Annotated in this window: 22 protein-coding genes; 13 read left to right on the top strand and 9 right to left on the bottom strand. The window is 68.9% G+C overall.

Annotated features, from left to right (window positions below; translation table 11 throughout):
• Positions 1-113 precede the first annotated feature (113 nt).
• Positions 114-1,826 (bottom strand): Rieske 2Fe-2S domain-containing protein, encoded by a 1,713-nt coding sequence (locus tag ACZ5YD_RS13115; RefSeq protein ID WP_379743889.1) that lies wholly within the window; start codon positions 1,824-1,826, stop codon positions 114-116.
• A 92-nt stretch (positions 1,827-1,918) separates the two neighbouring features.
• Between ACZ5YD_RS13115 and ACZ5YD_RS13110 the strand changes: the two genes are divergently transcribed.
• The 10 genes from ACZ5YD_RS13110 (at position 1,919) to ACZ5YD_RS13065 (ending at position 13,004) form a co-directional block, all read left to right on the top strand.
• Positions 1,919-3,079 carry an alpha-1 4-glucan-protein synthase gene (locus ACZ5YD_RS13110; protein ID WP_379743891.1) on the top strand — a complete coding sequence of 387 codons (1,161 nt, stop codon included), beginning with the start codon at positions 1,919-1,921 and terminating at the stop codon, positions 3,077-3,079.
• Positions 3,080-3,118: 39 nt separating this feature from the next.
• Entirely contained in the window at positions 3,119-4,345 is a 1,227-nt protein-coding gene (locus tag ACZ5YD_RS13105) for an extracellular solute-binding protein (RefSeq protein WP_379743893.1), read from the top strand.
• Positions 4,346-4,385: 40 nt separating this feature from the next.
• Positions 4,386-6,752 (top strand): DUF7846 domain-containing protein, encoded by a 2,367-nt coding sequence (locus tag ACZ5YD_RS13100; RefSeq protein WP_379743895.1) that lies wholly within the window; start codon positions 4,386-4,388, stop codon positions 6,750-6,752.
• A 52-nt stretch (positions 6,753-6,804) separates the two neighbouring features.
• The gene (locus ACZ5YD_RS13095) at positions 6,805-8,151 is read left to right on the top strand and encodes an outer membrane protein assembly factor BamB family protein (RefSeq protein WP_379743897.1); all 1,347 of its coding nucleotides are present in this window, start codon (positions 6,805-6,807) and stop codon (positions 8,149-8,151) included.
• Between the two features lie 62 nt (positions 8,152-8,213).
• Positions 8,214-8,342, top strand: a complete 129-nt coding sequence (locus ACZ5YD_RS13090) for a hypothetical protein (RefSeq protein WP_379743899.1) — start codon at positions 8,214-8,216, stop codon at positions 8,340-8,342.
• Positions 8,343-8,457: 115 nt separating this feature from the next.
• Positions 8,458-9,603, top strand: coding sequence for an aminopeptidase (locus ACZ5YD_RS13085; protein WP_379743901.1), 1,146 nt, complete (start codon positions 8,458-8,460; stop codon positions 9,601-9,603).
• Between the two features lie 269 nt (positions 9,604-9,872).
• A complete protein-coding gene (locus ACZ5YD_RS13080; RefSeq protein ID WP_379745564.1) occupies positions 9,873-10,895 on the top strand; it encodes a nucleoside recognition protein in 1,023 nt (340 codons plus the stop codon).
• A 40-nt stretch (positions 10,896-10,935) separates the two neighbouring features.
• Complete coding sequence (locus ACZ5YD_RS13075) at positions 10,936-11,439, top strand: HPP family protein (RefSeq protein ID WP_379743903.1); 504 nt, start codon at positions 10,936-10,938, stop codon at positions 11,437-11,439.
• A gap of 51 nt (positions 11,440-11,490) precedes the next feature.
• Complete coding sequence (gene gatD / locus ACZ5YD_RS13070; RefSeq protein ID WP_379743905.1) at positions 11,491-12,777, top strand: Glu-tRNA(Gln) amidotransferase subunit GatD; 1,287 nt, start codon at positions 11,491-11,493, stop codon at positions 12,775-12,777.
• On the top strand, positions 12,774-13,004 hold the full coding sequence (locus ACZ5YD_RS13065; RefSeq protein WP_379743907.1) for a hypothetical protein: 231 nt from the start codon (positions 12,774-12,776) through the stop codon (positions 13,002-13,004). Before gatD ends, ACZ5YD_RS13065 begins: the two co-directional genes overlap by 4 nt.
• 37 nt (positions 13,005-13,041) lie before the next feature.
• Here ACZ5YD_RS13065 and ACZ5YD_RS13060 read toward each other — a convergent pair whose 3' ends face one another.
• A complete protein-coding gene (locus tag ACZ5YD_RS13060) occupies positions 13,042-13,473 on the bottom strand; it encodes a universal stress protein (protein ID WP_379743909.1) in 432 nt (143 codons plus the stop codon).
• Positions 13,474-13,535: 62 nt separating this feature from the next.
• On the bottom strand, positions 13,536-13,934 hold the full coding sequence (locus ACZ5YD_RS13055; protein WP_379743911.1) for a hypothetical protein: 399 nt from the start codon (positions 13,932-13,934) through the stop codon (positions 13,536-13,538).
• A gap of 138 nt (positions 13,935-14,072) precedes the next feature.
• Between ACZ5YD_RS13055 and deoC the strand changes: the two genes are divergently transcribed.
• Complete coding sequence (gene deoC / locus ACZ5YD_RS13050) at positions 14,073-14,708, top strand: deoxyribose-phosphate aldolase (protein WP_379743913.1); 636 nt, start codon at positions 14,073-14,075, stop codon at positions 14,706-14,708.
• A 77-nt stretch (positions 14,709-14,785) separates the two neighbouring features.
• On the opposite strand, the gene ACZ5YD_RS13045 is transcribed toward deoC, so the two are convergent.
• Both ACZ5YD_RS13045 and ACZ5YD_RS13040 read right to left on the bottom strand, forming a co-directional pair.
• Positions 14,786-15,457, bottom strand: a complete 672-nt coding sequence (locus ACZ5YD_RS13045; RefSeq protein ID WP_379743915.1) for a universal stress protein — start codon at positions 15,455-15,457, stop codon at positions 14,786-14,788.
• 52 nt (positions 15,458-15,509) lie between these two features.
• Positions 15,510-17,921, bottom strand: a complete 2,412-nt coding sequence (locus ACZ5YD_RS13040) for an amino acid permease (protein ID WP_379743917.1) — start codon at positions 17,919-17,921, stop codon at positions 15,510-15,512.
• Positions 17,922-18,438: 517 nt separating this feature from the next.
• Between ACZ5YD_RS13040 and ACZ5YD_RS13035 the strand changes: the two genes are divergently transcribed.
• Positions 18,439-19,092, top strand: coding sequence for a bifunctional 4-hydroxy-2-oxoglutarate aldolase/2-dehydro-3-deoxy-phosphogluconate aldolase (locus ACZ5YD_RS13035; RefSeq protein ID WP_379743919.1), 654 nt, complete (start codon positions 18,439-18,441; stop codon positions 19,090-19,092).
• Between the two features lie 452 nt (positions 19,093-19,544).
• Here the strand turns inward: ACZ5YD_RS13035 and ACZ5YD_RS13030 are convergent, their stop codons facing one another.
• The gene (locus ACZ5YD_RS13030) at positions 19,545-20,276 is read right to left on the bottom strand and encodes a fumarylacetoacetate hydrolase family protein (protein ID WP_379743921.1); all 732 of its coding nucleotides are present in this window, start codon (positions 20,274-20,276) and stop codon (positions 19,545-19,547) included.
• A gap of 120 nt (positions 20,277-20,396) precedes the next feature.
• Between ACZ5YD_RS13030 and ACZ5YD_RS13025 the strand changes: the two genes are divergently transcribed.
• Complete coding sequence (locus tag ACZ5YD_RS13025) at positions 20,397-21,209, top strand: SDR family NAD(P)-dependent oxidoreductase (RefSeq protein ID WP_379743923.1); 813 nt, start codon at positions 20,397-20,399, stop codon at positions 21,207-21,209.
• Between the two features lie 51 nt (positions 21,210-21,260).
• Here ACZ5YD_RS13025 and ACZ5YD_RS13020 read toward each other — a convergent pair whose 3' ends face one another.
• From ACZ5YD_RS13020 to ACZ5YD_RS13010, 3 genes are read right to left on the bottom strand one after another with little or no spacing between them, the layout of a single operon-like run.
• A complete protein-coding gene (locus ACZ5YD_RS13020; RefSeq protein ID WP_379743925.1) occupies positions 21,261-22,376 on the bottom strand; it encodes a UxaA family hydrolase in 1,116 nt (371 codons plus the stop codon).
• Complete coding sequence (locus ACZ5YD_RS13015) at positions 22,373-22,687, bottom strand: UxaA family hydrolase (protein ID WP_379743927.1); 315 nt, start codon at positions 22,685-22,687, stop codon at positions 22,373-22,375. The genes ACZ5YD_RS13020 and ACZ5YD_RS13015 overlap by 4 nt, the downstream gene beginning before the upstream one ends.
• Positions 22,684-23,871, bottom strand: coding sequence for a UxaA family hydrolase (locus tag ACZ5YD_RS13010; RefSeq protein ID WP_379743929.1), 1,188 nt, complete (start codon positions 23,869-23,871; stop codon positions 22,684-22,686). Before ACZ5YD_RS13010 ends, ACZ5YD_RS13015 begins: the two co-directional genes overlap by 4 nt.
• Between the last annotated feature and the right edge of the window lie 26 nt (positions 23,872-23,897).

Genomic DNA, 23,897 nt, shown 5'->3' with positions numbered 1-23,897 from the left:
ACGTGGGTCTGCATACGCTACAGTTCGTCGGGGTCGTTAAATATCCCGTCACGTCACGGAGGTAGCGATCGCCGACCGCCCGCGATTCGGACCCCTGCTGTTTCGAACCCCCCTCACTCGTGTATCTTCTCGCCGCGGTGGAGACGATCGGCGATGCGGAACGTCTGATCGCGCTCGCGCCGGGTCGGGGTGTGTGCGGCGAGGTAGCGGGCGGTTCCGATCAGGTAGCGGTCCGAGCGCTCACCCGCGGTCCGGCTGCCGCGGAACGCCGCCTCGACGTTCTGGAAGACGTGGAATCCGACGTCCTCGCGAACGAGCGCGTGTCCCAGCCGCTCCCTGAGACGGGCCGGATCGCCGCCCGCCGCGAGGAAGTCCGCCACGCGTTCGCCGGCCGCGTTCACCTCGCCCTCCGTCTCGAACGTCTCGAGGAGCCCCCGGAGGGCCGCCTCGGAGTCGACGCTCGCGTCGCCGTCGGGCATCGGTGCCGGCGGGGTGTTGAGGAAGCGGTCGAGGTAGACGTTCATCGCCGCGTCGAAGACGCCGCGGTGGAGCTCCCACGCGTCCGTGCGACGCGTCGCGAAGTACACCGCGTTCGCGTAGGTGAAGGTGTGGTGAACCGTGTTCCAGTCGCCGAACTCGTTCCCCGTCGAGAACCGCACCACCCTCGTGGCGGCGGCGTCCCGCACGACGCCCGCGAGGTCCCGCGGCGTCGCGCCGGCATCGACCGCATCGAGCAGCGCGTCCGCGATCGCCTCGGGATCGTCGCCCAGCAGGGTCTCGAGGAGGTCGTCCGGTTCGGTCCACCCGTCGCCCGACGCGCGCTCTGGAAGCTCCTCGAAGGCGTCGTCGAGGAGGGCGGCGAGGTCGACCGGCTGGCGCCACTCCGCCGTCTCCTCGGCGCGCTCGGCATCGGTGAGGCTCGACACGAGGCTCGGGAGGACCCGATCCGCGCGATCCCACCCGACGTGATCGAGCGACTCGAACGCCTTGTTCAGGAAGTCGAGCGTGTGCCCGCCGTCGAGATAGCGGTGGTCGGTCGCCGCGGCGAAGAGGAGGTTCGCGACGGTCGCCTCGTCGAACGCCTCGATCGCCGTCCGGAGACACCGCTCCGCGCCGTCGCGATCGCGCACCTCGACGGTCTCTCTGAACCACGACTTCAATCGCTCGCGCGAGGGGTCGCGCGTGTCGAAGGCCGGCTGGTCGAACCGCGGCGGCTCGCCCGCGCAGTCGCCGGCCACCTCGACGATCCCCTGATAGAGCGCCCGTCGACGGTCATCGTCCGCGAGGTCGTCGAGAACGTTCGCCATCGCCGTGTGGATCGTGAGCCCGGACGACCACCCGGCCTCGCGGAACTCGGTCCCGAACGTGAGGGCTTGACCGAACGGCTCGACGTAGTCCACGCCCGCGTCGTCGAGGCCGACGACCGACTTCGCGATCACGAGCCGGAGGTTCTCCTCGAGGCCGGTGCGCAGCCGCTTGCGCCAGTGTACCCGGGGCGGGTCCTCGCGCTCCTCCTCGGGGCGGACGTAGACGTCGCCGTCGCGCACCGCCACGGGATAGGTCGGCACGTCGTCGGCCCACGGATCGAAGGTGTCCCCACACGAGAGGTCGAACCGGGCGTGGTGCCAGTGACACGTGAGGATCCCCTCGTCGACCGTCCCCTCGTCGAGCGGGAACCCCATGTGGGGACACCGGTTGTCGACCGCGTGGACCTCGCCGCCCTCGTAGAAGACGGCGATCGCCTGCCCGCCGGCAGCGAGGAGGCGTCGCCCCTCCCGGGCGAGGTCGTCGAGCGAGGCCACGTGGACGAACTCCGTGTCGTTCATGGTACCAACTACCATGCCCACGGGCAAAGCGTTGCTGCCGCTGGCTCGATCCCGACAGGCTTTTAGGTCACCCTAAAAGGAGTGGAACAACGATGAGTCAGGACGTCTGCGTCGTGGTTCCGACGATCCGCGAGTACGAGTGCATGCGGTCGTACTTCGAGAACGCGCGGGAACACGGCTTCGATCTCTCGCGGCTGCACGTGGTACTGGTCACCGAGGACTTCTGTGATACCGAGGAGATGGCGGCGATGCTCGCCGACGAGGGCGTCTCGGGGGAGGTCTTCGACGGGACGCGTCGCGAGGAGTGGTACGAGGAGCACGGGATATCGGAGTACGGCCACCTCGTTCCGGCGGCGAGCCACGCCGAGACGAGCTTCGGGCTCCTCTACATGTGGGCGAACGACCGCTTCGAGTACGGGTTCTTCATCGACGACGACACCCTTCCGGAGCCGGAGGACGACTTCTTCGGACGCCACTTCGAGAACCTCGCGTTCGAGGGCGAGATCGAGTCGGTCTCCTCGGACCAGCGGTGGGTGAACGTACTCTACCAGCGCGCGGACGAACACGGGCTCTACCCGCGCGGGTACCCCTACGCGGCGATGGACGAGACGGTCGAGACGTCGACGGAGACCGTCGACGACGTCGTCGCCTCCCAGGGGCTCTGGACCAACGTTCCGGACCTGGACGCGGTCCGAATCCTGATGGATGGCGACCTGCAGGGGCAAGCACAGACCCGCACGAGCCGGTCGGACTTCACCGGTGACTTCGTGGCCGCGGAGGGCAACTACCTGACCGTGTGTTCGATGAACCTCGCGTTCAAACGGGAGGTCATCCCCGCCTTCTATCAGCTCCCGATGGACGACAACGAGTGGGACGTCGGCCGCTTCGATGACATCTGGAGCGGCGTGTTCTTGAAACGCGCCTGCGACGTCCTCGGAAAGACGATCTACAACGGGTTCCCGCTCTGTGAGCACAACAAGGCGCCGCGGTCGACCTTCGACGACCTCCAAAACGAGGTCGCCGGCCTCGAGCTCAACGAACACCTCTACGAGATCGTCGACGACGTCGGCGGCGACGCCGACTCCTTCGCCGGCGTCTTCGAGGCCATGGGCAGGGAGCTGGCCGAGGGATCCCACGAGGAGTACAACAACGGTGCGTTCTTCACCCACGTCGGCGAACACATGCTCGAGTGGATCGAGTGTCTCGACGCGCTCGAGACGCCGGCCCGGACCCCTGCTGCGGCGGACGACTGAATCGACGACTATTTAATGATTTAGGTTGACCTAAAACACATGACGTCATCCGACCCTTCACGCGAACGAGAGGACACGGAATCACGGGAAGGAGAACCTCACGACCGGCGCGAGACCGCCGATCGTCGGACCTTCCTCGCGACCGCGGGCGCGATCACGGCCGCGGGGCTCGCGGGCTGTACCGGAAACGGCGGAAATGGCAACGGGAACGGCGGAAATGGCAACGGCGGCGGCAACGGAAACGGCGGCGGCAACGGCGACACCGGCTCCGACGTCGGGCAGATCGGGTCGGGTCGCGAGGGACGCGGCGCCCCCGGCGGCACCTCCATGGAGGAGATGCCCGACCTCGAGGGCGAGCTCACGGTCTACTCCGGCCGCGGCGAGTTCCTCGTCGGGGAGCTCGTGAGCTACATCGACGAGCTCTACGACGACTTCTCGCTCACGGTCCGCTACGGCGGCTCGACCGACCTCGTCAACCAGATCGCAACCGAGGGCGAAGGTACCTCGGCCGACGTCTTCTACTCCGTCAACGCTGGGTCGCTCGGCGCGCTCGCCGACGAGGGGTACGCCGCGTCGCTCTCGAGCGACCTCACGGACCTCATCCGTTCCGAGTTCCACACCGAGAACTGGATCGGAACCTCCGGCCGAGCGCGAACGGTCCCCTACAACACGAACGACGTCTCGGAGGACGGCCTCCCGGACGACATCATGGCGTACCCCGAGGAGTTCGACGGCGATCTCGGCTGGGCCCCCTCGTACGGGTCCTGTCAGGCGTTCGTCACCGCCATGCGGATCATCGAGGGCGAGGAGGCGACCCGCGAGTGGCTCCAGGGCGTTCTCGATGCGGGCATCCAGGAGTATCCCGACGAGTTCGTGACCTGTCAGGCGATCGCCGACGGCGAGATCGACGCCGCGTTCACGAACCACTACTACATCCAGCGCGTGCTCGACGGGAACCCCGAGGCGCCGATCGCGACCTCGTTCACCGAGGGCGACGCCGGGGCGGTCTTCAACGTCGCCGGCGCCGCGGTCGTCGAGGGGACGGACGTTCCGGACGTCGCGGAGAACTTCGTCCGCCACCTGCTGTCGGCGGAGGCGCAGGACTACTTCGCGACCTCGACGTTCGAGTACCCGCTCATCCCGGGCGTGGAGCCGGTCGGCGACCTCCCGACGATCGACGAGCTCGACGTCCCGGACATCGACCTCGCGCAGCTTTCCGACCTGGAGACGACCGTCGACCTGATGCGGGACGTCGGCGCCCTCTGAGATCGGTACCGACTCGCCTCCGTCGACCCGCACCCGAATCGTGTTAGAACGAATCCGCGCCACGATCGACCGGACGCTCGCAGCCGGCCAGCGCCGGGTGCGCCGAGCGCTACCGGAGACGTGGCTGGCGGCCCTGATCGCGGGAGTTTCGGGAGTCGTCGTCTTCACCGTCGCGTCCACCGTCTTCGCCTATCACTCGAGCAACCACGACGAGGCGGTCTATCTCATGCAGGCGGCGATGCTGCTCGAGGGGCAACTGGAGCTTCACGCCGGTGAACTGGCGGACGCGTTCCACCCGTGGTTCTTCATCGAGGACGGAGGGCGGCTCTACCCGAAGTACTCGCCGGTTCCGTCCGCGATGTACGCGGTCGCGATGGGCCTCCTCGGCGAACCGCGCGTGACCCTCGCGGCGGTCGCGGCCGCGAACGCCTTTCTCGTGTATCGGCTCGCCTCGATGGCGTGGGACCGGCGGGTCGGCGTGGTCGCCGCGGTCGTCTTCGCGGCCGCGCCGATGGCGGTCGTCACCACGTCGGTCTTTCTGCCGTACGCGCCGACCACCGCGTTAAACCTCGCGTTCGCGGTCGCGTACCTCCGGGGCGTCCGCGAGGAGTCGATCCGGTGGGGCGTTCTCGCCGGGATCGCGGTCGGGATCGCCTTCTTCTCGCGGCCCTACACGGCCGTGCTGTTCGCGGCCCCCTTCATCGCACACGCCGGATACGCCGTGATCGCCGCGGGCAAAGACGAGGGGGTCCTCGGCCGCATCCGCGAGCGCGGACCGGACGCGCTCCGGTGGGGGGTGCTTCCCTCCCCGATCCGGCGGAACCTCGCCACCGCCCTGTTCGGGCTCCTCTTCGTCGGAGTCACGCTCGCCTACAACGCCCGCATGACGGGGTCGGCGACCACGTTCCCCTACGCGGTGTTCGCTCCCCTCGACGGACCGGGATTCGGGCGCCGGCGGATCCTCGGCCACTCGATCGTCTACACGCCGGAGCTGGCGCTGCGCGCGAACGGATACGTCCTGTGGTACCTGTTGACCCGGTGGTTCACGGCCGGCGCGCTCGGCAGCGCGGCGGCCGCCGGCGGGCTCGCGGTGGCGCTCCGCCGATGGAGCCGAGCCGGGCGGCGGCGAGCGGCACGGATGGGCGAGGAGGCCGGCGGGCGTTCGATCGGGAAGTTCGACGACCGTTCGATCCGAGGGACGTCCGGGAAGCTGCTCGCGGGACTGTTCGTGACGGTTCCGCTCGGCAACGTCGCCTTCTGGGGCAACTACAACGTCCTCGCGACGATGGACGACCCGACGAACGGGATCGTCTCGCAGTTCGGGCCGATCTACCACTTCGACCTGCTCGTTCCGCTTTCGGTGTTCGCCGCGATCGGCGTCGTCGTGGGATGGCGTCGGGCTCGGGAGGCGATCCGGGACCTCCTCGAGTCGGACGGGACGGGGATCGATCCCGACGGAACCGTCGTCCGCGCGTGCCTGGCGGCCGTGGTGCTCGCCGGCGTGCTCCTCGCCGGGGGAGCGAACGCGGCCGTCGTCGCGGAGCCCGTCGATCGAAACGCCGCCCACGCCGAGAAGTACGAGACCGCCTACGAGCCGATCGAGACGGCGGAGTTCGAGAACGCGCTCGTCATCATCCCCGCACCCTACGGCGAGTGGCAGAACCACCCGTTCCAGTATCTCCGCAACGATCCGGGCTTCGACGGGCCGGTCGTCTACGCGCTCGATCGGGACCCGGGCGAGGACTTCACCGTGTTCGACGCCTATCCCGACCGCGAGTATCACCGCTACACCTACCGCGGCGAGTGGACGCCGACGGGCGACCGGCACGTGACGCCGAGGTTGGAGCGGATCGAGGTCCGCCGCGGCGCGGTCCTCGAAGGCGAGGCGACGGTGGGGATCCCGGACCGCGTAACTAGCGCGAGGGTTCGCATCGAGGGTGCGGGCGACGAGCACGCGAGCTACGTCGTGGCCGATCCCGACGGATCCCTCGCCGTTCCCTGGCGGATGGATGCCGAGCGCGTTCGGTTGCCGGCGGCTGGAAGCGACGGCGGGGAGGACGCCGTCGACGCGGCGGCCGTCCCCGTGCCCGAGGACGACGGCAGGGTCTCGCTTTCGATCACGCTGACCCAGCCGGACGGGGGGACGCTCACCTACCGACAGGATCTCGACGTTCGAGTGAGCGAAGTGGATGGATCCGAGGCCTCGGACGCCGACGCGGAGGGACGCGACGGGAGCGTGGTCGAGGTCGTCTGGCCGCCCGAGCGGAAGGTGTGTCGCCTCGCCACCGACTGCGGGAGGGAGGGAACGTACCTGCCGAACCATCCGGACGCCCACCTGGACGGCGTGAGCTTCGAGACCTCGATCACCACGGGCGACGAGGAGCGAGACGGCGACGGCGGCACGTGAGCCGTGGAGCACAACAGCTATACCCGTGAGGTCGGTCGGTTGGATCGATCGGATGTCGCCCCCACAGGACGAGACGCCCGACGGTCGAACCGTCTCCCGCCGCCGGTTCCTGGCGGGACTGACCGCCGGCTCGCTGGCCGGGATCGCCGGCTGTTCGGGACTCCGGACCGGGCCGCGGTACGACCGCAGCCAGGCGGACTTCGACCCGGAACCGCTTCCCGGCGATCGGACGTATCCGGACGACGACGGCGTGACGATGTTCAGACGCGGGCTGCGCCGGCTCGGGTACTACCCCGATGCGACCGTGCCCGACTCGGTGGCGGTGAACTGGCAGTTCCCGGCCAACTACATCGGCCACACGGCCGCGAAGGCGAGTCCCCGCCCGACGCCGGACGGCGAGACGATCGTCATCCCCGCGGACACGGGGCTCGTCCACGCGGTCACCCCGAAGGGGCGCAGTCGGTGGACGGCCCGGACGGGCGCGACGTCGCTCGGGATCCACGGAACGCCCACGATCGTCGACGGCGTGGCCTACATCGGCGGCTACGACGGTGACCTCTACGCGTTCGACGTGCGGACGGGCGAGCAGGTCTGGCGGACCTCCCGGATCGCCTTCGACGGCGCCATCGCCATCGGATCGAGTCCGGCCTACTGGGACGGCGTGTTGTACGTCGTCGTCGAGTACAACCACCCGCCGGCCGGCACGATGTGGGCCGTCGACGCGGAGACGGGCCAGCCGCTGTGGAGCGACGACCGGCTGTGGGGGATGCCCCACCCCTCGACGTCGATCGACCCCGAGTACGAGCGGATGATCACCGCCTCGAACGACGGGGTCTGTTACAGCTGGGAGTTCCCGTCCCTCGAGTTCGAGTGGTCCTTCGAGACCGACCACCACGTCAAGGGGACGATCCCCCAGTACGACGGGCGCGCGTTCGTCGGCTCCTGGGACGGCTTCTTCTACTGTCTCGACGTCGTCGACGGCACGGAGCTGTGGTCCTTCGAGACGGGCGAGATCATCATGTCGAATCCCGGCGTGGACCCGGAGACGGGGATCATCTACGTCGGAAGCGACGACCGCCACGTCCACGCGCTCGACATGGAGACCGGCGACCGGATCTGGTCGCGAAACGTCCACGGCAGCGTGATCGGGTCGCTCACCGTGACTTCCGACGCCGTGCTCGTGGGGTCCTACGACGGGAACCTCTACGCGCTCGAGAAGGACACCGGCGAGGTGCGCTGGACGGTCGCGAACAACGGCCACGTCACGAGCGCGGCCGTCCCCCACGACGGACGGATCTACTACGCCGAACGCGCCGTCCTCTCCGGGTACTGGAACGACGACGAAGAGACGAGGGTGGAGGTTCCGGGCCACGCGTACTGTCTCGTCCCCGATGAGTGATCGGGCACGCTTTCGAGAGAAAGCCCCGAAAGCGGTAAACCGACGCGTCGAGAACGCCGGGTATGGACCGATACATCGTCGACGAGGAGAACGACGAACTGCTCTCGCCGATCGTGGTGATCGCGACCGTCGTTCTCGTCGGCGTGTTCGCGATCGGGTTCCTCAACCAGGCGATCTCGCTCGTGCTCTAGGACGGTCTCGGAGGGATCGAACCGGACGGGTCTCCGGCCACACGACGACGGGCCCATGTTTCCGGCCTCACGACGAGACGGACCCATTTTTCAGACCACGCGACGAGACGAGATCATGGACGAACGCGTACGCGAGCACGCCGCGGTGCTGGTCGACTGGAGCGCGCGGATCGAGGCCGGAGACGACGTGGTCGTGAGCGTCGCCGAGGACGCACACGACCTCGGCGTCGCGGTCGCGAGGGAGCTCGGCGAGCGGGGCGCGAACGTCGTGACGCTCTACGGGTCCGGGGAGGTCGAACGCGCGATTCTGAAGGGGCGTGAGGACGCGAGTTCGGGCGACTTCGAGGCCGAGCCGCCCGAGTTCGACTCGGACCCGCCCCACGAGCTCGCGCTCCTCGAGGCGGCCGACGCGTACCTCCGGCTCGGCGGCGGCCGGAACACGGCCGCGACCGCGGACGTGTCCGACGGGATCCGGCAGGGGTACGCCAGGTCCCGACGCGGGATCCGGGAGGCCCGCATGGAGACGGACTGGGTCTCGACGGTCCACCCGACCCGGAGCCTCGCCCAGCAGGCCGGGATGGCCCACGAGGAGCACCGTGAGTTCGTCTACAATGCGGTCCTCCGCGACTGGGAATCGCTGGCCGAGGAGATGGCGATCCTGAAGGAGCTCCTCGACGACGGCGAGATGGTCCGAATCCGCACGGAACGCGACGGCGAGCCCGAGACGGACCTGACGCTGTCGATCGCCGGCCGGACCGCGGTCAACTCGGCGGCCTCCGTAGCCTACGACTCCCACAACCTCCCGTCCGGCGAGGTGTTCACGGCGCCCGCGGGCGTCGACGGCGAGATCCGCTTCGACGTTCCGATGACGATCGAGGGAACGCGGGTGCGCGACGTCCGGCTCACCCTGGCGGACGGCGAGGTCACGGACTTCGAGGCCGAGACGGGCGCCGAGGCGATCGCGTCCGTCCTGGAGACCGACGGCGGCGCGAGGCGGATCGGGGAACTCGGGATCGGGATGAACCGCGGGATCGACCGGGCCACGGACTCGATCCTGTTCGACGAGAAGATGGCCGGGACCGTCCACCTCGCGCTCGGTCGCGCCTACGACGCCTGCCTGCCGGCCGGCGAGTCGGGCAACGACTCCGCGGTCCACGTCGATCTGATCGCCGACGTCTCCGGCGACTCCACGCTCGAGATCGACGGCGAGGTCGTCCAGCGGAACGGCACCTTCCGGTGGGAGGACGGCTTCGAGGGGTGAGGTGGGATTCGAGAGGTGAGGTGGGATTCGAGGGGGAGTCGGACCCCGAGGACCGTCGATGATCGGGCGCGAAGATCGGCCGGCTTCGACGGGAATTTGTCTCCCCCGCTCCAATCCCGGCCGTGAACGCGGCCGTCACCGTCGGACCGGCGCTTCTCGAACTCGCCGCGATCGCCGCCCGCGCCGTGATCGCGGACCCCGGCTCGACCCTCCAGAGCGCCCCGGCCGTCGTCCCGGGCGCCGAGGCGTTCGCGGCGGAGGCGGCGTCGCTGCTTCGTGAGGTCCTCCCGCGGATCGTCCGGATCGCGGTCTTCATCGCGCTCGGGGTCTACGCCGCGAACCTCGCCGTGGAGTTCGGACTGATCGAGCACGTCGCGGGGGTCGCCGGCTATCTGACGCGGCCGGCGAACCTGCCGGACGAGGTCGGAACCGCGATCCTCACCACCGCGGCGTCGACGACGGCCGGCTACGCCACGCTCGCGGAGTACCGCGAGTCGGGGCTGCTCGACGACCGGGCGACGATCGTGGCCGTGATGATAAACACGTTCTTCGGGTTCCTCCAGCACGTCTTCACCTACTACGCGCCGGTGTTGATCCCGATCCTCGGGCTTCGAACGGGCGTGTTGTACGTCTCGATCCGGGCGGGGATCTCGCTCGCGATCACCGTCTGTGGGGTCCTCATCGGGGGGCTCGTCCTCTCCGCACGCAACGTCGACCGGTCGGCACTCGCCGCGATCGACGGGGTCTCGGAGGGAAGCGACGGCACCGGGAACGATGGCGGCGGAGGCGACGACGGTGGCGGTGATGGCGATGTCGACGCGGGGACGGACGCGGACCGCACCACCCGGGATCGGGCGGTCGCGGCCGCCGAGAGCTCCTACGGAACGCTTGCCCGGATCGTTCCCCGGCTCGCGATCGTCTACACGCTCGTGATCGCGCTGGTGAACAACGTGGACGTGGAGGCGCTGACCGGGGTCGCGGAGCCGCTGACGTCGGCGCTCGGGCTGCCCGGCGCATCGGTCGCGATCGTCGCCGTCTACTCGCTCGATACCACCGCCGGGGCGGTCGCGATCGCGCCGCTCATCGGGGAGACGTTCACGCCGCGGACCGCGGTCGCGACGATGTTGCTCGGCGGGATCGTCTCCTTTGCGGTCTCGACGTTCAAGCGGTCGATCCCCTTCCAGTTCGGCATCTGGGGCCCGGAGTTCGGAACGAAGGTGATCGCGGTCAACACGGCGATGAAGCTCGTGTTCATCTCGATCGCCGTCGGGGGATTGCTCCTCGCACCGTGATCCGGTCGGCTTTTGCACAGGCGGGCGAAACACGCGGGGCGTGGTCAGACGCCGCGTGTACACGAGCCTGTACGCGAGCCTGCTTTTCACCGTCCTCGGCGCGGTCGCCTGGGCGACGGGACAGCCGTTCGTCTTTCCGAGCCTCGGCCCCTCCGCGTTCCTGCTGGCCTTCGACAGGCGCGGGGGGCGTGATCGGGCCTACCGCGTCGTCGGCAGCCACCTGATCGGGGCGATCGCGGGGTTCGCGGCCTACCACCTGCTGGCGGAGGGCGTCGCCCTCACGGCCTCGCCGCCGCCGTTCTCGATCGACGGGCTCCGGCTTGCGGCCTCCGGCATGGCGTCCATCGCGGCGACGAGCTGGGCGATGATCGCCACCCGGACGAACCACGCGCCCGCGTGTGCGACGACGCTCATCGTCTCGCTCGGCCTCCTCTCGACGGCCCGTTCGGCAGCGACGATCGTCGTCGCGGTCTGCGTGCTCGTGGGCGCACACGAGACGGTGCTTCGGATCGCGAACCGGGTTCGAGGCGGGCTGACCGGCTGAGCGGCGACCCGAACGGTTGGATTCAAGTCGACCCCGTGGCAATCGGGGCGTATGAACCCAGGGGACCGCGTCCGAATCGAGCGCGCGGGCGTCACGAACGAGGGCGTGTTGATGCCCTCCACGACGCCGGATCGGCTCGTCTTGAAGCTCGAGGGAGGCTACAACGTCGGCGTCGACCGCGAGGAGGCGACCGTCGACGTCCTCGAGACGGACGTCCACGCGATCGACGACGGGGACGGCGCCGAGACCGGCGCCGTCTCGGAGATCGACTTCGGCGAGGACCTGCCCACGATCTCGCTCATCTCGACTGGCGGAACGATCGCCTCGACCGTCGACTACCGGACGGGTGCTGTCACCGCCCGGTTCGACGCCGAGGACGTGCTCCGGGCGGTCCCGGACCTCGCCGGACGGGCGAACTACCGCGGGCGGGTCGTGGCCAACATCCTCTCGGAGAACATGGATCCCTCGATCTGGCGCGAACTCGCCCGGGCGGTCCACGAGGAGATCGAGGCCGGCGCCGACGGCGTGGTGGTCATGCACGGGACGGACACGATGCAGTACTCCGCGGCCGCGCTCTCGTTCATGCTGGAGACGCCGGTTCCCGTCGTCCTCACCGGAAGCCAGCGGTCGGCCGACCGCCCCTCCTCCGACAACGTCATGAACGCGGTCTGTGCGGTCGAGGCGGCCAAATCCGACTGCGCGGAGGTGCTCGTCTGCATGCACGCCGACGAGTCCGACCGGGCGTGCGCGCTCCATCGCGGCACGCGCGTGCGCAAGAACCACACCTCCCGACGCGACGCCTTCGAGACGATCGGCGCGAAGCCGCTCGCCGAGATCGACTACGCGACCGCGAGCGAGGCGGGCGCCGACGGCGAGGCCGCGGAGGAAGCGATCACGTTCCGCCGCGAGCACACGAGCCGGGGGGCGACCGACCTCGACATCGACCCGGACCTCGACCCCGAGGTCGAGCTTCTCAAGTTCACGCCCGGGATGGATCCGGCCGCGCTCGAGTACCTCGAGGGAAAATCGGGGGTCGTCGTCGAGGGGACCGGGCTCGGACACGTGAACACCGACCTCATCCCGCGGATCGAGGAGCTGGTCGACGACGGAACGCTCGTCGTGATGACGAGCCAGTGTCTCGCCGGGCGGGTCTGCGATCGGGTCTACGACACCGGCCGGGACCTCCTCGATGCGGGCGTGATCGAGGGCGAGGACATGCTTCCGGGCACCGCGACGGTAAAGACCATGTGGGCGCTCGCGAACGCCGAGGATCCAGTCGAGACGATCCGGACGCCGATCGCCGGCGAGATCACGGACGAGTCGCGGCCCTGGAGATGACCCCTCTCGACGGGATCGCGCTCTTCGTCTCCCTCGCTACGGTCCGAGCCGGGGTCTACTACGCCGTCGTCTACGGCGTGGTCGTCGCCGCCGCGACGTGGATCTACCGGGACGCGTGCGATCGGGAGATCTCCTACCCGTGGGCGTGGGCCGCCGCGACGCTCTTTTTGACCATCGTCCCGGTGCTCGCGTACCTCTACGTGCGTCGAGGAACGGCGTCGAAGTGATCGAGGCGCCCACGGGCCGTTCGCGGGCGCGCCGACATCACTCCATCCCGTCGCGGGGCAACGCGATGACGGGGAGGTCGCTTCCGGTGACGAGTTTCGTTCGAACGCTGCCCGAGAGGAAATCGAGTATCCGTCCGCCGCCACGCGATCGGAAGGCGATCGCGGTCGCGTCGCGTTCGTCGGCCGCGGCGTTTATCGTCTCCGCGACGTCGGTTCCGTAGTGGATCCCGGTCTCGACCGGGACGTCGTCGGCGTTCGCGAGGCCTCGAACCGCCTCGAAGGCCGTCTCGGCGATCTCCTCGCGCTGTTCGACGCCCGCCTTGTCGATCCCGCCGCCGGCCTTCTCGATGACGTGGACGACGAGGATCGTCGTCTCCGAATCGAGGTACCCGGAGAGCGAATCGTAGGTGTCGACGGCGTCCGCCTCGTTGGCGATCGGGACGAGCACGCGGGAGAGCAGCTCGGTCATACCGGCGCTTCGATCCCCACCCGTATAGTCTTGATCGGACGATCGCCGGCGATCGGAGGGCCTCAAACCGCGGTGACCCACGCGCGGTAGTCCTCCTCCAGCTCGAAGACGCGCAGGAAGGCGGCCTCGATGAACCCCGCGATCCGGTTCGGGTCCGAGCGGGCGGTGATGACCGCGTTCGTCCCCTCGGCGTCCTCCGGGCTCTCGAGCTCGTCGATCCGGAACTCCGGGTACTCCCCGAGGAGGTCCTTGAGACGCTCGAGCTCCGCGTCCGTGACGTCGAGGACGACCTCCGTCCCGGCGAGCTGGATCCACGGCGCGACGTCGCCGCCGTCGGTCGTGTCGTCGTCGGGGTCGACGTCCACCGTCATCACCGGGCTCGAACGGCGCCTGTGTGCGGCCACCGCGTCCGCGAACAGCCGTCGCCGCTCGGTCTCCGTCGCGGCGTCGAAGCGGGTCATGGGACCCAGTTGTCGTCCATCGCCAATAAGCCGGCGGGTGGCCGCGGAGGGTCGACGGAGCGACCCACCGACCGAGGAAGGCCCCGTCCGGGTTGGAGCGACCCGCAGACCTTTCTACCGTGCCCCCGAGGAGCGGACATGGACCGACGGGAGCTCGCGAGCCGGATCGACCACACCGTGTTGGGCCCGGAGACGACCTGGAGCGACGTCTCGTCCGTGCTCGATGCCGCCGAGGAGTACGGCATGAACGCGTGTATCCCCCCGTGTTATCTGGAGGGTGCGACGGCGACGAGTCCGGTCACGATCGCGACCGTGATCGGGTTTCCCCACGGGCAGTCGTCGGCGGCCTCGAAACACGACGAGGCGGAGAACGCCTGGAACGACGGCGCCGACGAGCTCGACGTCGTGATCAACGTCGGCCGGCTGCAGGCCGGCGAGACGGACACGGTGACTGCGGAGCTCGCGGACGTCGTCGCGGCCGTACCGATCCCGGTGAAGGTCATCCTCGAGACGGCGCTCCTCTCGGAGGCCGAGATCCACCGCGCCTGTGAGGCGGCGGTCGCCGCCGACGCCGACATGGTGAAGACCTCGACGGGGTTCGCCGACGGCGGCGCGACGGTGGCCGACGTGGAGCTGATGAGCGAGTACCTTCCGGTGAAGGCCTCGGGCGGGATCGGAAGCTACGAGGAGGCGATGGCGATGTTCGAGGCGGGCGCGGAGCGCATCGGCGCCTCCAGCGGGGTGGAGATCGTTCGGGGACACCCGGACGGATAGCGAACGTCGAGCGGCGGGGCGAGCGGGGTTGGGCCAAGCGTGGAACGTCGAGCGGCGGGTGAGGACCGAACCGACGATCACCCGAAGACGATCGGCGTCGAGCCGGCGGCGGTGACGACGATGACCGGACAGACCGCGTCCGATCGGACGGTTCCGGTCGTCGATCCGAGGACGAACCGCTCGACTCGACCGCTCGTCGGGGCACCGAGGACGACGGCGTCGTAGTAGGAGGACTGTTCGACGATGGCGCTCGCCGGCGAGTCGCCCTCGAACAGCCAGGTGTCGATCCGGTCGCACTCGCCGACGCGGTCCTTCGCGGCCGACAACAGCCCCTCGCCGGCCGTGATCGCGTCGTCGGGTCCGTCCGAGTCGTCCGAGTCGTTCGCCGCGTCCCGGTGACGCGGCGAACTCGCGTCCTCGACTTCGGTGGAAACGGCTCCGCCACCGCTGCCCCCGTCGGGGACGACGTGGAACAGCTCGAGCCACGCACCGCTTTCGCGTGCGAGCGCGCTCGCGAGATCGACGGTGGCCCCGGAGTGCGGGCCGTCCCCGATCGCGACGAGGATCGAGGAGAGACCGTCCGGCGTCCCCGAACCGGACGGAAGCGTCGTTTCGACCGATTCGACGGTCGAAACGTCGTCGACGATCCCCGTCGCGTCCGCGACGTCGAGGAGGGTCGCAAGGTCGACATCGTCGGAGGACGCCTCGCTCGAACCGGGCCCACCGTCGACGCCGTCGTCCGCGTTCATACCACCCTCTACCGCGGTATCGGATAAAAAGGACGGGGTACGGAGGGTCCGGTTATCGATCCTCGGGGGGGCCCTCCGTAGATCCGGCGGAGGGGCCCTCCGCAGAACCGTCGGAGGAGTCCTCTGCGGGCTCCTCGAAGGAGCCGTTCGTCGACTCGTCGTCGGAGTCGAGCGAGGCGGCCGTGCTCGAAACCTCGCGTTCGCGGGCGCCGGCCCCGAACAGCCGCTCGCGGAGCCCGCGTTCGTGTTTCTTCTCGGCGAGGAGGACCGAACAGTCGACCTCGTAGAGGACGTCCAACACGAGGGACCCGCGGACGAGCCGCGAGAGGAGGCCGCGCTCGGTGGCGCCGATCACGAGCATCGTGGCGTCGGCCGCGGCCTCGGCGATGCGTTCCTGGACGTCGCCGGTCTCGACGCGGATCGCCGCGTCCTCGAGGTCGTGCTCGGTTGCCCACTCGCGGAGGAACCGCTCGCCGGCGTCGCGATCGTCGGCGACGTGGAACAGCGTGATCTCGGAGTCGAACTCCGCGCGCAGCATGCGCGCGACCGCGGCGGAGAGATCGGAGTCGGGGCCGCCGGCGGTGGGAACGAGGACGCGGGAGGTGTCGAACCCGCGGTCCTTGAACACGAGGAAGTCGCTCGGCAGCGAGTGGGCCAGCTCGTCGACCGCGGACTCGGCCCGGCCGGGCGATCCGTGGGAGTCCTCGCCCCACCCCATCACCGTGAGGTCGGCCCCGTAGGTCCTCGCGGCGTCGAAGATCTCCTCGAAGGTCCGGTGTGAGAGGATGACGTGGGTCTCGACGTCGACGTCGAAGGTCTCGACGTCGTCCTTGGCGCGATCGAGGAGGTCGTAGGCCGCGTCGTGGGCGCCGCGATCGCGGGCGGCCGCGAGGGAGGTCTGGTCGGGCACGTTCGCGATGTTCACGGCGACGACGGTCCCGTCGTGCTGTTTGGCGATCGCGGCGGCCAGCGAGATGAGGTGTGCCTCGGTGTTCGGGTTCGCGAGGGGGACCATCACCCGATAGGTCCCGCCGTCGGGCTGGACGGACGTGGCGGCGGAGACGGCGGCGTCGGGCAGCTCGTCGGAGCGGTCGAGGATCCACTCCGCGAGAACGCCGGAATCCTCGACGCGCGAGCGCGCGTATCCGAAGTACCAGACGATCGCGAACGCCACGAGGACGGCCGAGAGCGCGATGACCAGCGGCTCGATGTAGGCGATGAGCGCGAAGGAGGTGACGGCGCCGACGATGGGGACGACGGGATAGAGGGGTACCTCGAAGTCCGGGTCGTAGTCGGCGGGTTCGGCCTCGCGCATCACGATCAACGCGAGGTTCAACAGGCCGTAGACGATGAGGTGCAACACGGAGCCCGCGGTGGCGAGCACCTCGAGGTTGCCGAAGACGAGAAAGACCACGATGAGCACGCCCGTGACGGCGATGGAGCGGTAGGGCGTCCCGAACCGACCGTGGATCTCGTTGAGCTGCGGGGTGACGATCTTCTCCCGGCCCATCGCGAAGTTGATCCGCGAGGAGGAGAGGATCGACGCGTTCGCCGAGGAGGCGGTCGCGAGCAGCCCGCCGAAGAGCAGGAGCCCCCATCCGACGATTCCGAGCCCGGCGCCGAAGATCGAGTACCGACCGAAGAGCAACTGTGCGGCCTCGACGACGGCGGTGTCGTTGTTCGCGACCATCTCGTTGGGGACCGCCGCGAGCAACACGACGAGGAACAGCGCGTAGATGGTGGTGACGATCACCACGGAGCCGATGACGGCCCGCGGGAGGTTGCGTCCCGGATCCTTGATCTCCTCGGCGACAGAGGTGATCTGGACGAACCCGAGGTAGGAGACGAAGACGATCGCCGTGACGGGAAGCACCTCGCCCGCGGTGCCCGGCGGCGCGATCGGCCGAAGCGTTTCGAGGTCGGCGTTGAACAGCCCGACGACCGTGAACAGCCCGAGAATGGCCAACAGCGTGATGACGATCACGTTCTGGAGGCCGCCGGTCTCCTTGGCACCGACGTAGTTGACCGCGATGAACAGGAACGCGCCGACGAGGCCGATCGTCTGAGCCGCGGAAAGCGAGACCGGGCCGAGCGCGAGCGCGGGCGCGCCGACGAGCGCGTTGACGTACTCGCCGAACCCGTACATGTAGAACGCGGAGGCGAACGCCAGCCCCAGCCAGTTGGCCCAGCCGCTTATCGATCCGAACAGGGGACCGAGCGCGCGGTTGATGTAGAAATAGGCGCCGCCGGACCGCGGCATGGCGGTCCCGAGCTCGGAGGCAGAAAGCGCCGTGAACAGCGCGATCACGCCGCCGATGACGAACGTCGCGGCGGAGAGGGGACCGGCGCGGGCGACGGCGGTGCCGGGGAGGACGAAGATCCCGGCGCCGATCATCGTCCCGATCCCGATCGTCAACGCCGCCAGCAGTCCGAGGTCCTTGGCGAGTTCCTCGTCGCCGCTCACGTCGTCGCCCCCCCGAATCGGGAGCGACGGGAGGCCCCCGGGAACGGACGAGTCGAACGCCGGGCGTCGAAGCACGGAGCGGGGTCCGTGCCGCTACACCGGTTTCGCAACGGTCGCTCGATCATGTCCTCCCGTTCGCCGTCGAACCGCTTAGTTCGTTCCCTCTGTCGTCGAGATTCAGCGACGTCGAGATGAATATCAAAAGTATAGTTAAAAACGATACATAACGATATACAGATAAAAATAATGCCAGCCAGTTCACCGACGGTGAAGATCGGAAACATCGCTTAATTCAACCGAATAACCCATGTAAACGACATTTATCGAATCGATAGTGTATGAAACGGTCCGGGATGGATCGATGTAGTATTTATATTCTATATTTTTATCTAAGTGATAATTATTCCGAGAAACGCGCACGTCAAATGACACGCGAAAACACCCCACACGGTCATCGGAGCGGTATCGATACCCGGGATCGCACATCTTTTTGCGCGGACCGATCGAAGGCCGATTCATGAACGGGAAACAGGCGGTCGTAGAGAGGCTCGAGGAGAGCGGCGTCGTCGCGGTGTTGCGCGGCGTTCCGGCCGACCGGGTCGGGGAGATCGCCGAGGCGATGTACGACGGCGGCGTGACCGCCCTCGAGGTCACCGCGGACGCCGACCGCTACGCGGAGATGATCGGGACCATCGACGAGCGTCTCGGCGACACCGACGCGGTCGTCGGGGCCGGGACGGTGCTGGACGCGCCGACCGCACGGAAGGCGATCGACGCCGGCGCCGAGTTCGTCCTGGCGCCCGACTTCGACGAGTCGGTCGTGGAGGCCTGCAACGAGGAGGACGTCGTCGCCGTCCCCGGCGTGATGACCCCGACCGAGGCGGTCGAGGCGATGGACGCCGGCGCGGACGTCCTCAAGCTGTTTCCGGCCTCCACGGTCGGACCGGACCACATCGGCGCCCTCCACGGTCCGCTGGGCGACGTCCCGATCATGCCGACCGGCGGCGTCTCGGCCGACAACGTCGCGGACTACTTCGAGGCGGGCGCGATGGCGGTCGGCGCGGGCTCGGCGCTCGTCGACTACGAGGCGATCGAGGCGGACGACATGGACGGCGTGCGCGAGAGCGCCCGCGAGTTCGTCGACGCGGTGGAGGCGGCTCGCTCCGCTTGAACGGTGCAGTGAGACACCACCGGTCTCGACGATCGCCGGATCGCTTCGATCCGAATCATCGTCCCATATAATAAAACGACCTGGTCACGGAGACGAACTGATGCGTCCCGAGCCGGATGGCGTGACGCGCATATGCGTGTAACGTTCGCACGGATCGGCGGATCGGTAAAGCCGGCCACACGCACGGTGGAGACGATGGACAGTGCTGAAGGGAAACCCGACGTGGTCGTCTCCCAATACCGAACTGATCGGACCGCGTGGAAGTCCTCGCTCTGGTCGGGCTGATCGGTGTTTTTCGTCGCCTCGATCCGCTCGCGCGAGAGTACGCCGGTCGGAATTCCGGGATCGATCGACGAACTCGTCAAATGATCGTTTTACATCGTGGGACGGGATCGTGCGTCGAGGGCGATCAGCGTCGGCCTCGAGCAGGAGTCGAAACGGACGGCCGAAGCTCAATCGCGTCGAACCGTGTGTTCGAGCGTTCGGATCCCCTCGATGTCGACCTCGACACGGTCGCCGTCGGAGAGCGGAGCGACGCCCTCGGGCGTTCCGGTCGAGACGACGTCGCCCGCCTCGAGGGTCATGTAGCTCGTGATCTCCGCGATCAGTTCGGGAACGGTGAAGATGAACCGCGAGAGCGTGGAGTCCTGTCTGGTCTCGCCGTTGACCCGGAGGCTGATCCGGGCGTCCTCGGGAACCTCCTCCGGCGTCGCGAGGACGGGCCCGATCGGACAGGAGTTGTCGAACGCCTTCCCGCGGACCCAGTTCCGTTCGATCCGCTGGTCGTCGCGGTTCGAGACGTCGTCGAGGCAGGTGAAGCCGGCGACGTACTCCATGGCCTCCTCCTCGGGTACGTTTCGACACTGCTCGCCGATCACGACGGCGAGTTCGGCCTCGTGTTCGACCCGCTCCTTGCCGGCCGGCAGCGGAACGGTGTCGCCGTGGGCCGACAGGGCGTTCGGCGGCTTGAGGAACAACAGCGGTCGGTCGGGGATCTCCGAGTTCGTCTCGGCCGCGTGCTTCGCGTAGTTCCGACCGACACAGACGACCTTCGTCGGCTCACACGGCGGCAGGATCTCGACCGATTCGGGAGCATAGGTCCGGCCGTCGAAGACGATCCCCTCGTCGGTCCACTCGCCGGTTCGAACGCTTCCCGCCGGGTCGCAAAATCGCACTCGATGCATACCCATAGGGTCGATCGTGTGGAATAAAGCGTTTCGAAACGCACACGGGTTCGACACGCGCCGTCGCCGGCACCGACGCGGACGGGAACGTATTTGCGATCCCGGATCGATCGATCGCGCATGTCCGAGACGAACGACGATCGGGAGGAGTCCGGTGGCGAGCGTGAGGAGTTCGAGTACGCCCCGGTGAGCGTTTCCGGAAAGACGGCCGTGGTCGTCGGCGGAACGAGCGGGATCGGGCGGGCGATCGCGCTCGCGTTCGCCGAGGAGGGCGCGAACGTGGTCGCAACGAGCCGGACGGACTCGAAGGTGGCGTCCACGGCCGAGGAGATCCGCGATCGCGGGGCCGAGGCCCTGGAGGCGACCTGCGACGTGACCGACCGGGACTCGCTGGAGGCGCTCACCGAACGAACCGTAGAGCGTTTCGGTGGCGTCGACGTCCTCGTGAACTCGCCGAGCGCGATCGCCAGGTCCTCCGTCCGCGACGTGACGGACGAGGAGTTCGAACACGTCCTGGACGTCCAGCTTGTCGGGGTCCACCGGACGGTGCAGACGTTCGCGAACGCGACGGATCTGGAGTCCGTGATCTCGATCGCGTCGATCTCCTCCGAGCAGGGGATGTCCGACCTGGCGGCCTACGCCTCCGCGAAGGGGGGGATCGACGGGTACACGCGCGCAGCGGCGAAGGACCTGGGACCGGAGATCCGCGTCAACGCGATCCGGCCGGGATTCATCGCGACCGAGCAGACGGCCGACGCCTACGCGGAGGGGTCGTACCGATACGAACGCGTCACGGAGCGCGCGTCCGCCGGCCGAATGGGTCGCCCGGAGGACGTCGCCGGCGCGGCGGTCTACCTCGCGAGCGACGCCGCGGCCTACGTGACCGGCGAGATCGTGGTCGTCGACGGCGGGTTCTCCGCGAGTTCGTTCTGAAGAGACGGTTCCGATCGGACGAAACGGGAGGAAAGATTCGGGCCGAACCCGCTACATCGAGGGGCCGACGCGGGTGATGGCGAACTGCGTGATGCCGTGGGCCTCCGCGCGACACTCGTCGCCGTTGGCGACCTCGAGAAGCCGATCGACCACGTCGTCGGCGTCGGTCTCCGTCGCGAGCACGTCGATGTCCTCGGAGAGCGCCTCGCCGGTGTCGGCGTCGCCCGTGACCTTGAGGACGGGAACGATCGGGTGGCCGGCGACGACCCCGTCACCCGTGATGTGAACGACGAGGTTCGCGCCCGCGGCCGCGAGACCGGTCGTCGCCTCGGCGAACCGGGAGGGCGCGTCCACGACGGCGACTCCCTCGTCGATGCCGACCTGATCCCCGTACTCGACGACCTCGGAGACGGGGTGGCTACCCCACGATCCCGTCGCGTCCTCGAAGGACATCCCGCGTGCGGCGCGGCCGACCCGAGTCGCCCGATCCGGGTTCTGGCCGTGCCGTTCGATCAGTGCCGACATCGACTCCTCGACGTCGTCGCCATCGGTCGCGGCGCGTGCCGCGTCCGGGTGGGCGGCGATCCGCTCGTTCCCGGAGACGACGACGCGACCGCCGGCGTCGACGACGCGATCGACGACCTCGCGGACGAGCGGATCGGCCTCGGAGACCGTCGACTCGTCGAGGTCGCTCGAGACGACCCCGACGGTGAGGTCCTCGAGGGAGGACGGCGACCGGTCTGCCACGTGGTCGTCGACGAGCTCCGCCGCGGCGGCCGCGCCGCGTTCGATGCACTCGTCGACGCCGCCGGCGCCCTGAATCGACAGCTCGCGGACGGGAACGTCCATCTCCTCGAGCGCCTCCGCGACCTCGTCGCTCTGGACGACCTCGCAGCCGAGCCCGACGACGACCGTGCCGGCCACGTTCGGGTTGCGCGCGAGCGCGAGGAACGTGCGCCGGGTCTGATCGGCGTCGGCGCCGATCTGGGCGCAACCGTGGTCGTGTGGCGCCGCGATCGCGTTCGGAACGCGTTCCGCGATCCGTTCGGCGACGACGTGCGAACAGATGACGGAAGGCAACACGAGGACGGAATCGCGGACCCCGACCGTGCCGTCCCCACGGCGAACGCCCTCGAAGGTCCCGGCTGGAGCGTCGGCGCCGCTCATGCGGATCCCTCCTCGGCCGCGGCCTGGTCACCGCGTCCGCGGGTGCTGTCGCAGTTGTGGGTGTGGACCCACTCGCCGGCCTCGATCGGCGCGCTGGCGGTGCCTATCACTTCGTCGTACTTTCGGATCGCGTCCCCGGCGTCGTGGGGTTCCAACGCGACCTTGTGGCCGAACGGGACGTCCTCGGAGACGACGATCCGGCGGTCGTCGAAGACGACCTCGGTGCCCGCCTCGAGGTCCTCGACTGCGGTGGAGACCGAGTCGTCCTCGGCCATCATCAAAAGCAGGTCGTCGAGAACGCGTCCCTTCATGCGCTCACCTCCGAGGTCAGCTCACGCGGCTGGATCTCGTTGATCGCGAACTCCTCGAGTCGGCGGTTCTCCGCCTCGGTCAGGCGGCCGTCCGCGACCTCGAGTAAGGTCTCGTAGACGCGCCCGCCGACGGCGTCGATGGAGTCGCCGTCGAAGACGGTGCTCGCGTTCACGTCCATGTTGTTCGACATCCGGTCCCAGGTCTTCGGGTTCCCGGTCACCTTGATCACGGGGGCGATGGGGTTGCCCGTGGTGCTGCCGCGTCCGGTCGTGAAGGCGATCACCTGCGCGCCGCCGGCGACCTTTCCGACCACGCTCTCGACGTCGTAGCCCGGCGTGTCCATGAGGACGAGCCCGCCGCCGACGGGCAGGTCCTCGCCGTAGTCGACGATGCCGCGGACCGGCGAGGTGCCGCCCTTGGAGATCGCGCCGAGGCTCTTCTCCTCGATCGTGGTCAGCCCGCCCTCCTGGTTGCCGGGGGAGGGCTGTGCCCCGCGGATGTCGACGCCCATGTTCTCGGCCAGGGCCTCCCTGGCGTCGACGCGCTCGAGGAGCCGCTCGCGGGTCTCCTCGTCGACGCAGCGCTCGGCGAGGATGTGTTCCGCGCCGATGAACTCCGGCGTCTCGCTGAAGCAGGCCGTCCCGCCCGCCTCGACGAGCCGGTCACAGCCCGCGCCGACGCCGGGGTTGGCCGCGATCCCGCTCGTGGCGTCGCTGCCGCCACACTCCACGCCGAAGACCAGCTCGGAGGCGTCCGCCTCCTCGCGCCGGTCGGATTCGGCCTCCCCGTTGAGCCGATCGAGGGCCTCGACGCCCGCGGAGACCGCGCCCGCGGTGCCGCCGACCTCCCGGATCGAGAGGGTTTCGACGGGCGTGCCGTTGGCGGCGATGCCGTCCGCGAGCGTCCCGGCGTCGATGTCCTCGGTCCCGAGTTCGACGACGAGCGCGCCGCCGGCGTTCGGGTTCTGGCCGATGCCCTCGAGGACCCGTTCAGTCTGTTCGCGCGCGGCTTTCGGCTGGCTCGTTCCGAGCTGGTGGGGCGTCGCTCGCGCCCACGCCCCCGCCTCCTCCGCGACCGCGGAGGCGACGGCGGAGGCCGCGACGGACGTCGGGATCACGGCGACGTGATTCCGCACCCCGATCCGTCCGCCAGGTCGTCGGTAGCCGGTGAAGGTTTCTACCATGTGCGGGTATCTGGCAAACGACGGCC

Source organism: Halopenitus salinus, assembly GCF_055397165.1.
This window is presented reverse-complemented; position numbering and strand designations above follow the sequence as displayed.

Coding starts and splice junctions, on each gene's coding strand:
- ACZ5YD_RS13115 (WP_379743889.1), bottom strand. CDS start 1,826: ATGAACGACACGGAGTTCGTCCACGTGGCCTCGCTCGACGACCTCGCC.
- ACZ5YD_RS13110 (WP_379743891.1), top strand. CDS start 1,919: ATGAGTCAGGACGTCTGCGTCGTGGTTCCGACGATCCGCGAGTACGAG.
- ACZ5YD_RS13105 (WP_379743893.1), top strand. CDS start 3,119: ATGACGTCATCCGACCCTTCACGCGAACGAGAGGACACGGAATCACGG.
- ACZ5YD_RS13095 (WP_379743897.1), top strand. CDS start 6,805: ATGTCGCCCCCACAGGACGAGACGCCCGACGGTCGAACCGTCTCCCGC.
- ACZ5YD_RS13090 (WP_379743899.1), top strand. CDS start 8,214: ATGGACCGATACATCGTCGACGAGGAGAACGACGAACTGCTCTCGCCG.
- ACZ5YD_RS13085 (WP_379743901.1), top strand. CDS start 8,458: ATGGACGAACGCGTACGCGAGCACGCCGCGGTGCTGGTCGACTGGAGC.
- gatD (WP_379743905.1), top strand. CDS start 11,491: ATGAACCCAGGGGACCGCGTCCGAATCGAGCGCGCGGGCGTCACGAAC.
- ACZ5YD_RS13065 (WP_379743907.1), top strand. CDS start 12,774: ATGACCCCTCTCGACGGGATCGCGCTCTTCGTCTCCCTCGCTACGGTC.
- ACZ5YD_RS13060 (WP_379743909.1), bottom strand. CDS start 13,473: ATGACCGAGCTGCTCTCCCGCGTGCTCGTCCCGATCGCCAACGAGGCG.
- ACZ5YD_RS13055 (WP_379743911.1), bottom strand. CDS start 13,934: ATGACCCGCTTCGACGCCGCGACGGAGACCGAGCGGCGACGGCTGTTC.
- deoC (WP_379743913.1), top strand. CDS start 14,073: ATGGACCGACGGGAGCTCGCGAGCCGGATCGACCACACCGTGTTGGGC.
- ACZ5YD_RS13045 (WP_379743915.1), bottom strand. CDS start 15,457: ATGAACGCGGACGACGGCGTCGACGGTGGGCCCGGTTCGAGCGAGGCG.
- ACZ5YD_RS13035 (WP_379743919.1), top strand. CDS start 18,439: ATGAACGGGAAACAGGCGGTCGTAGAGAGGCTCGAGGAGAGCGGCGTC.
- ACZ5YD_RS13030 (WP_379743921.1), bottom strand. CDS start 20,276: ATGCATCGAGTGCGATTTTGCGACCCGGCGGGAAGCGTTCGAACCGGC.
- ACZ5YD_RS13025 (WP_379743923.1), top strand. CDS start 20,397: ATGTCCGAGACGAACGACGATCGGGAGGAGTCCGGTGGCGAGCGTGAG.
- ACZ5YD_RS13020 (WP_379743925.1), bottom strand. CDS start 22,376: ATGAGCGGCGCCGACGCTCCAGCCGGGACCTTCGAGGGCGTTCGCCGT.
- ACZ5YD_RS13015 (WP_379743927.1), bottom strand. CDS start 22,687: ATGAAGGGACGCGTTCTCGACGACCTGCTTTTGATGATGGCCGAGGAC.
- ACZ5YD_RS13010 (WP_379743929.1), bottom strand. CDS start 23,871: ATGGTAGAAACCTTCACCGGCTACCGACGACCTGGCGGACGGATCGGG.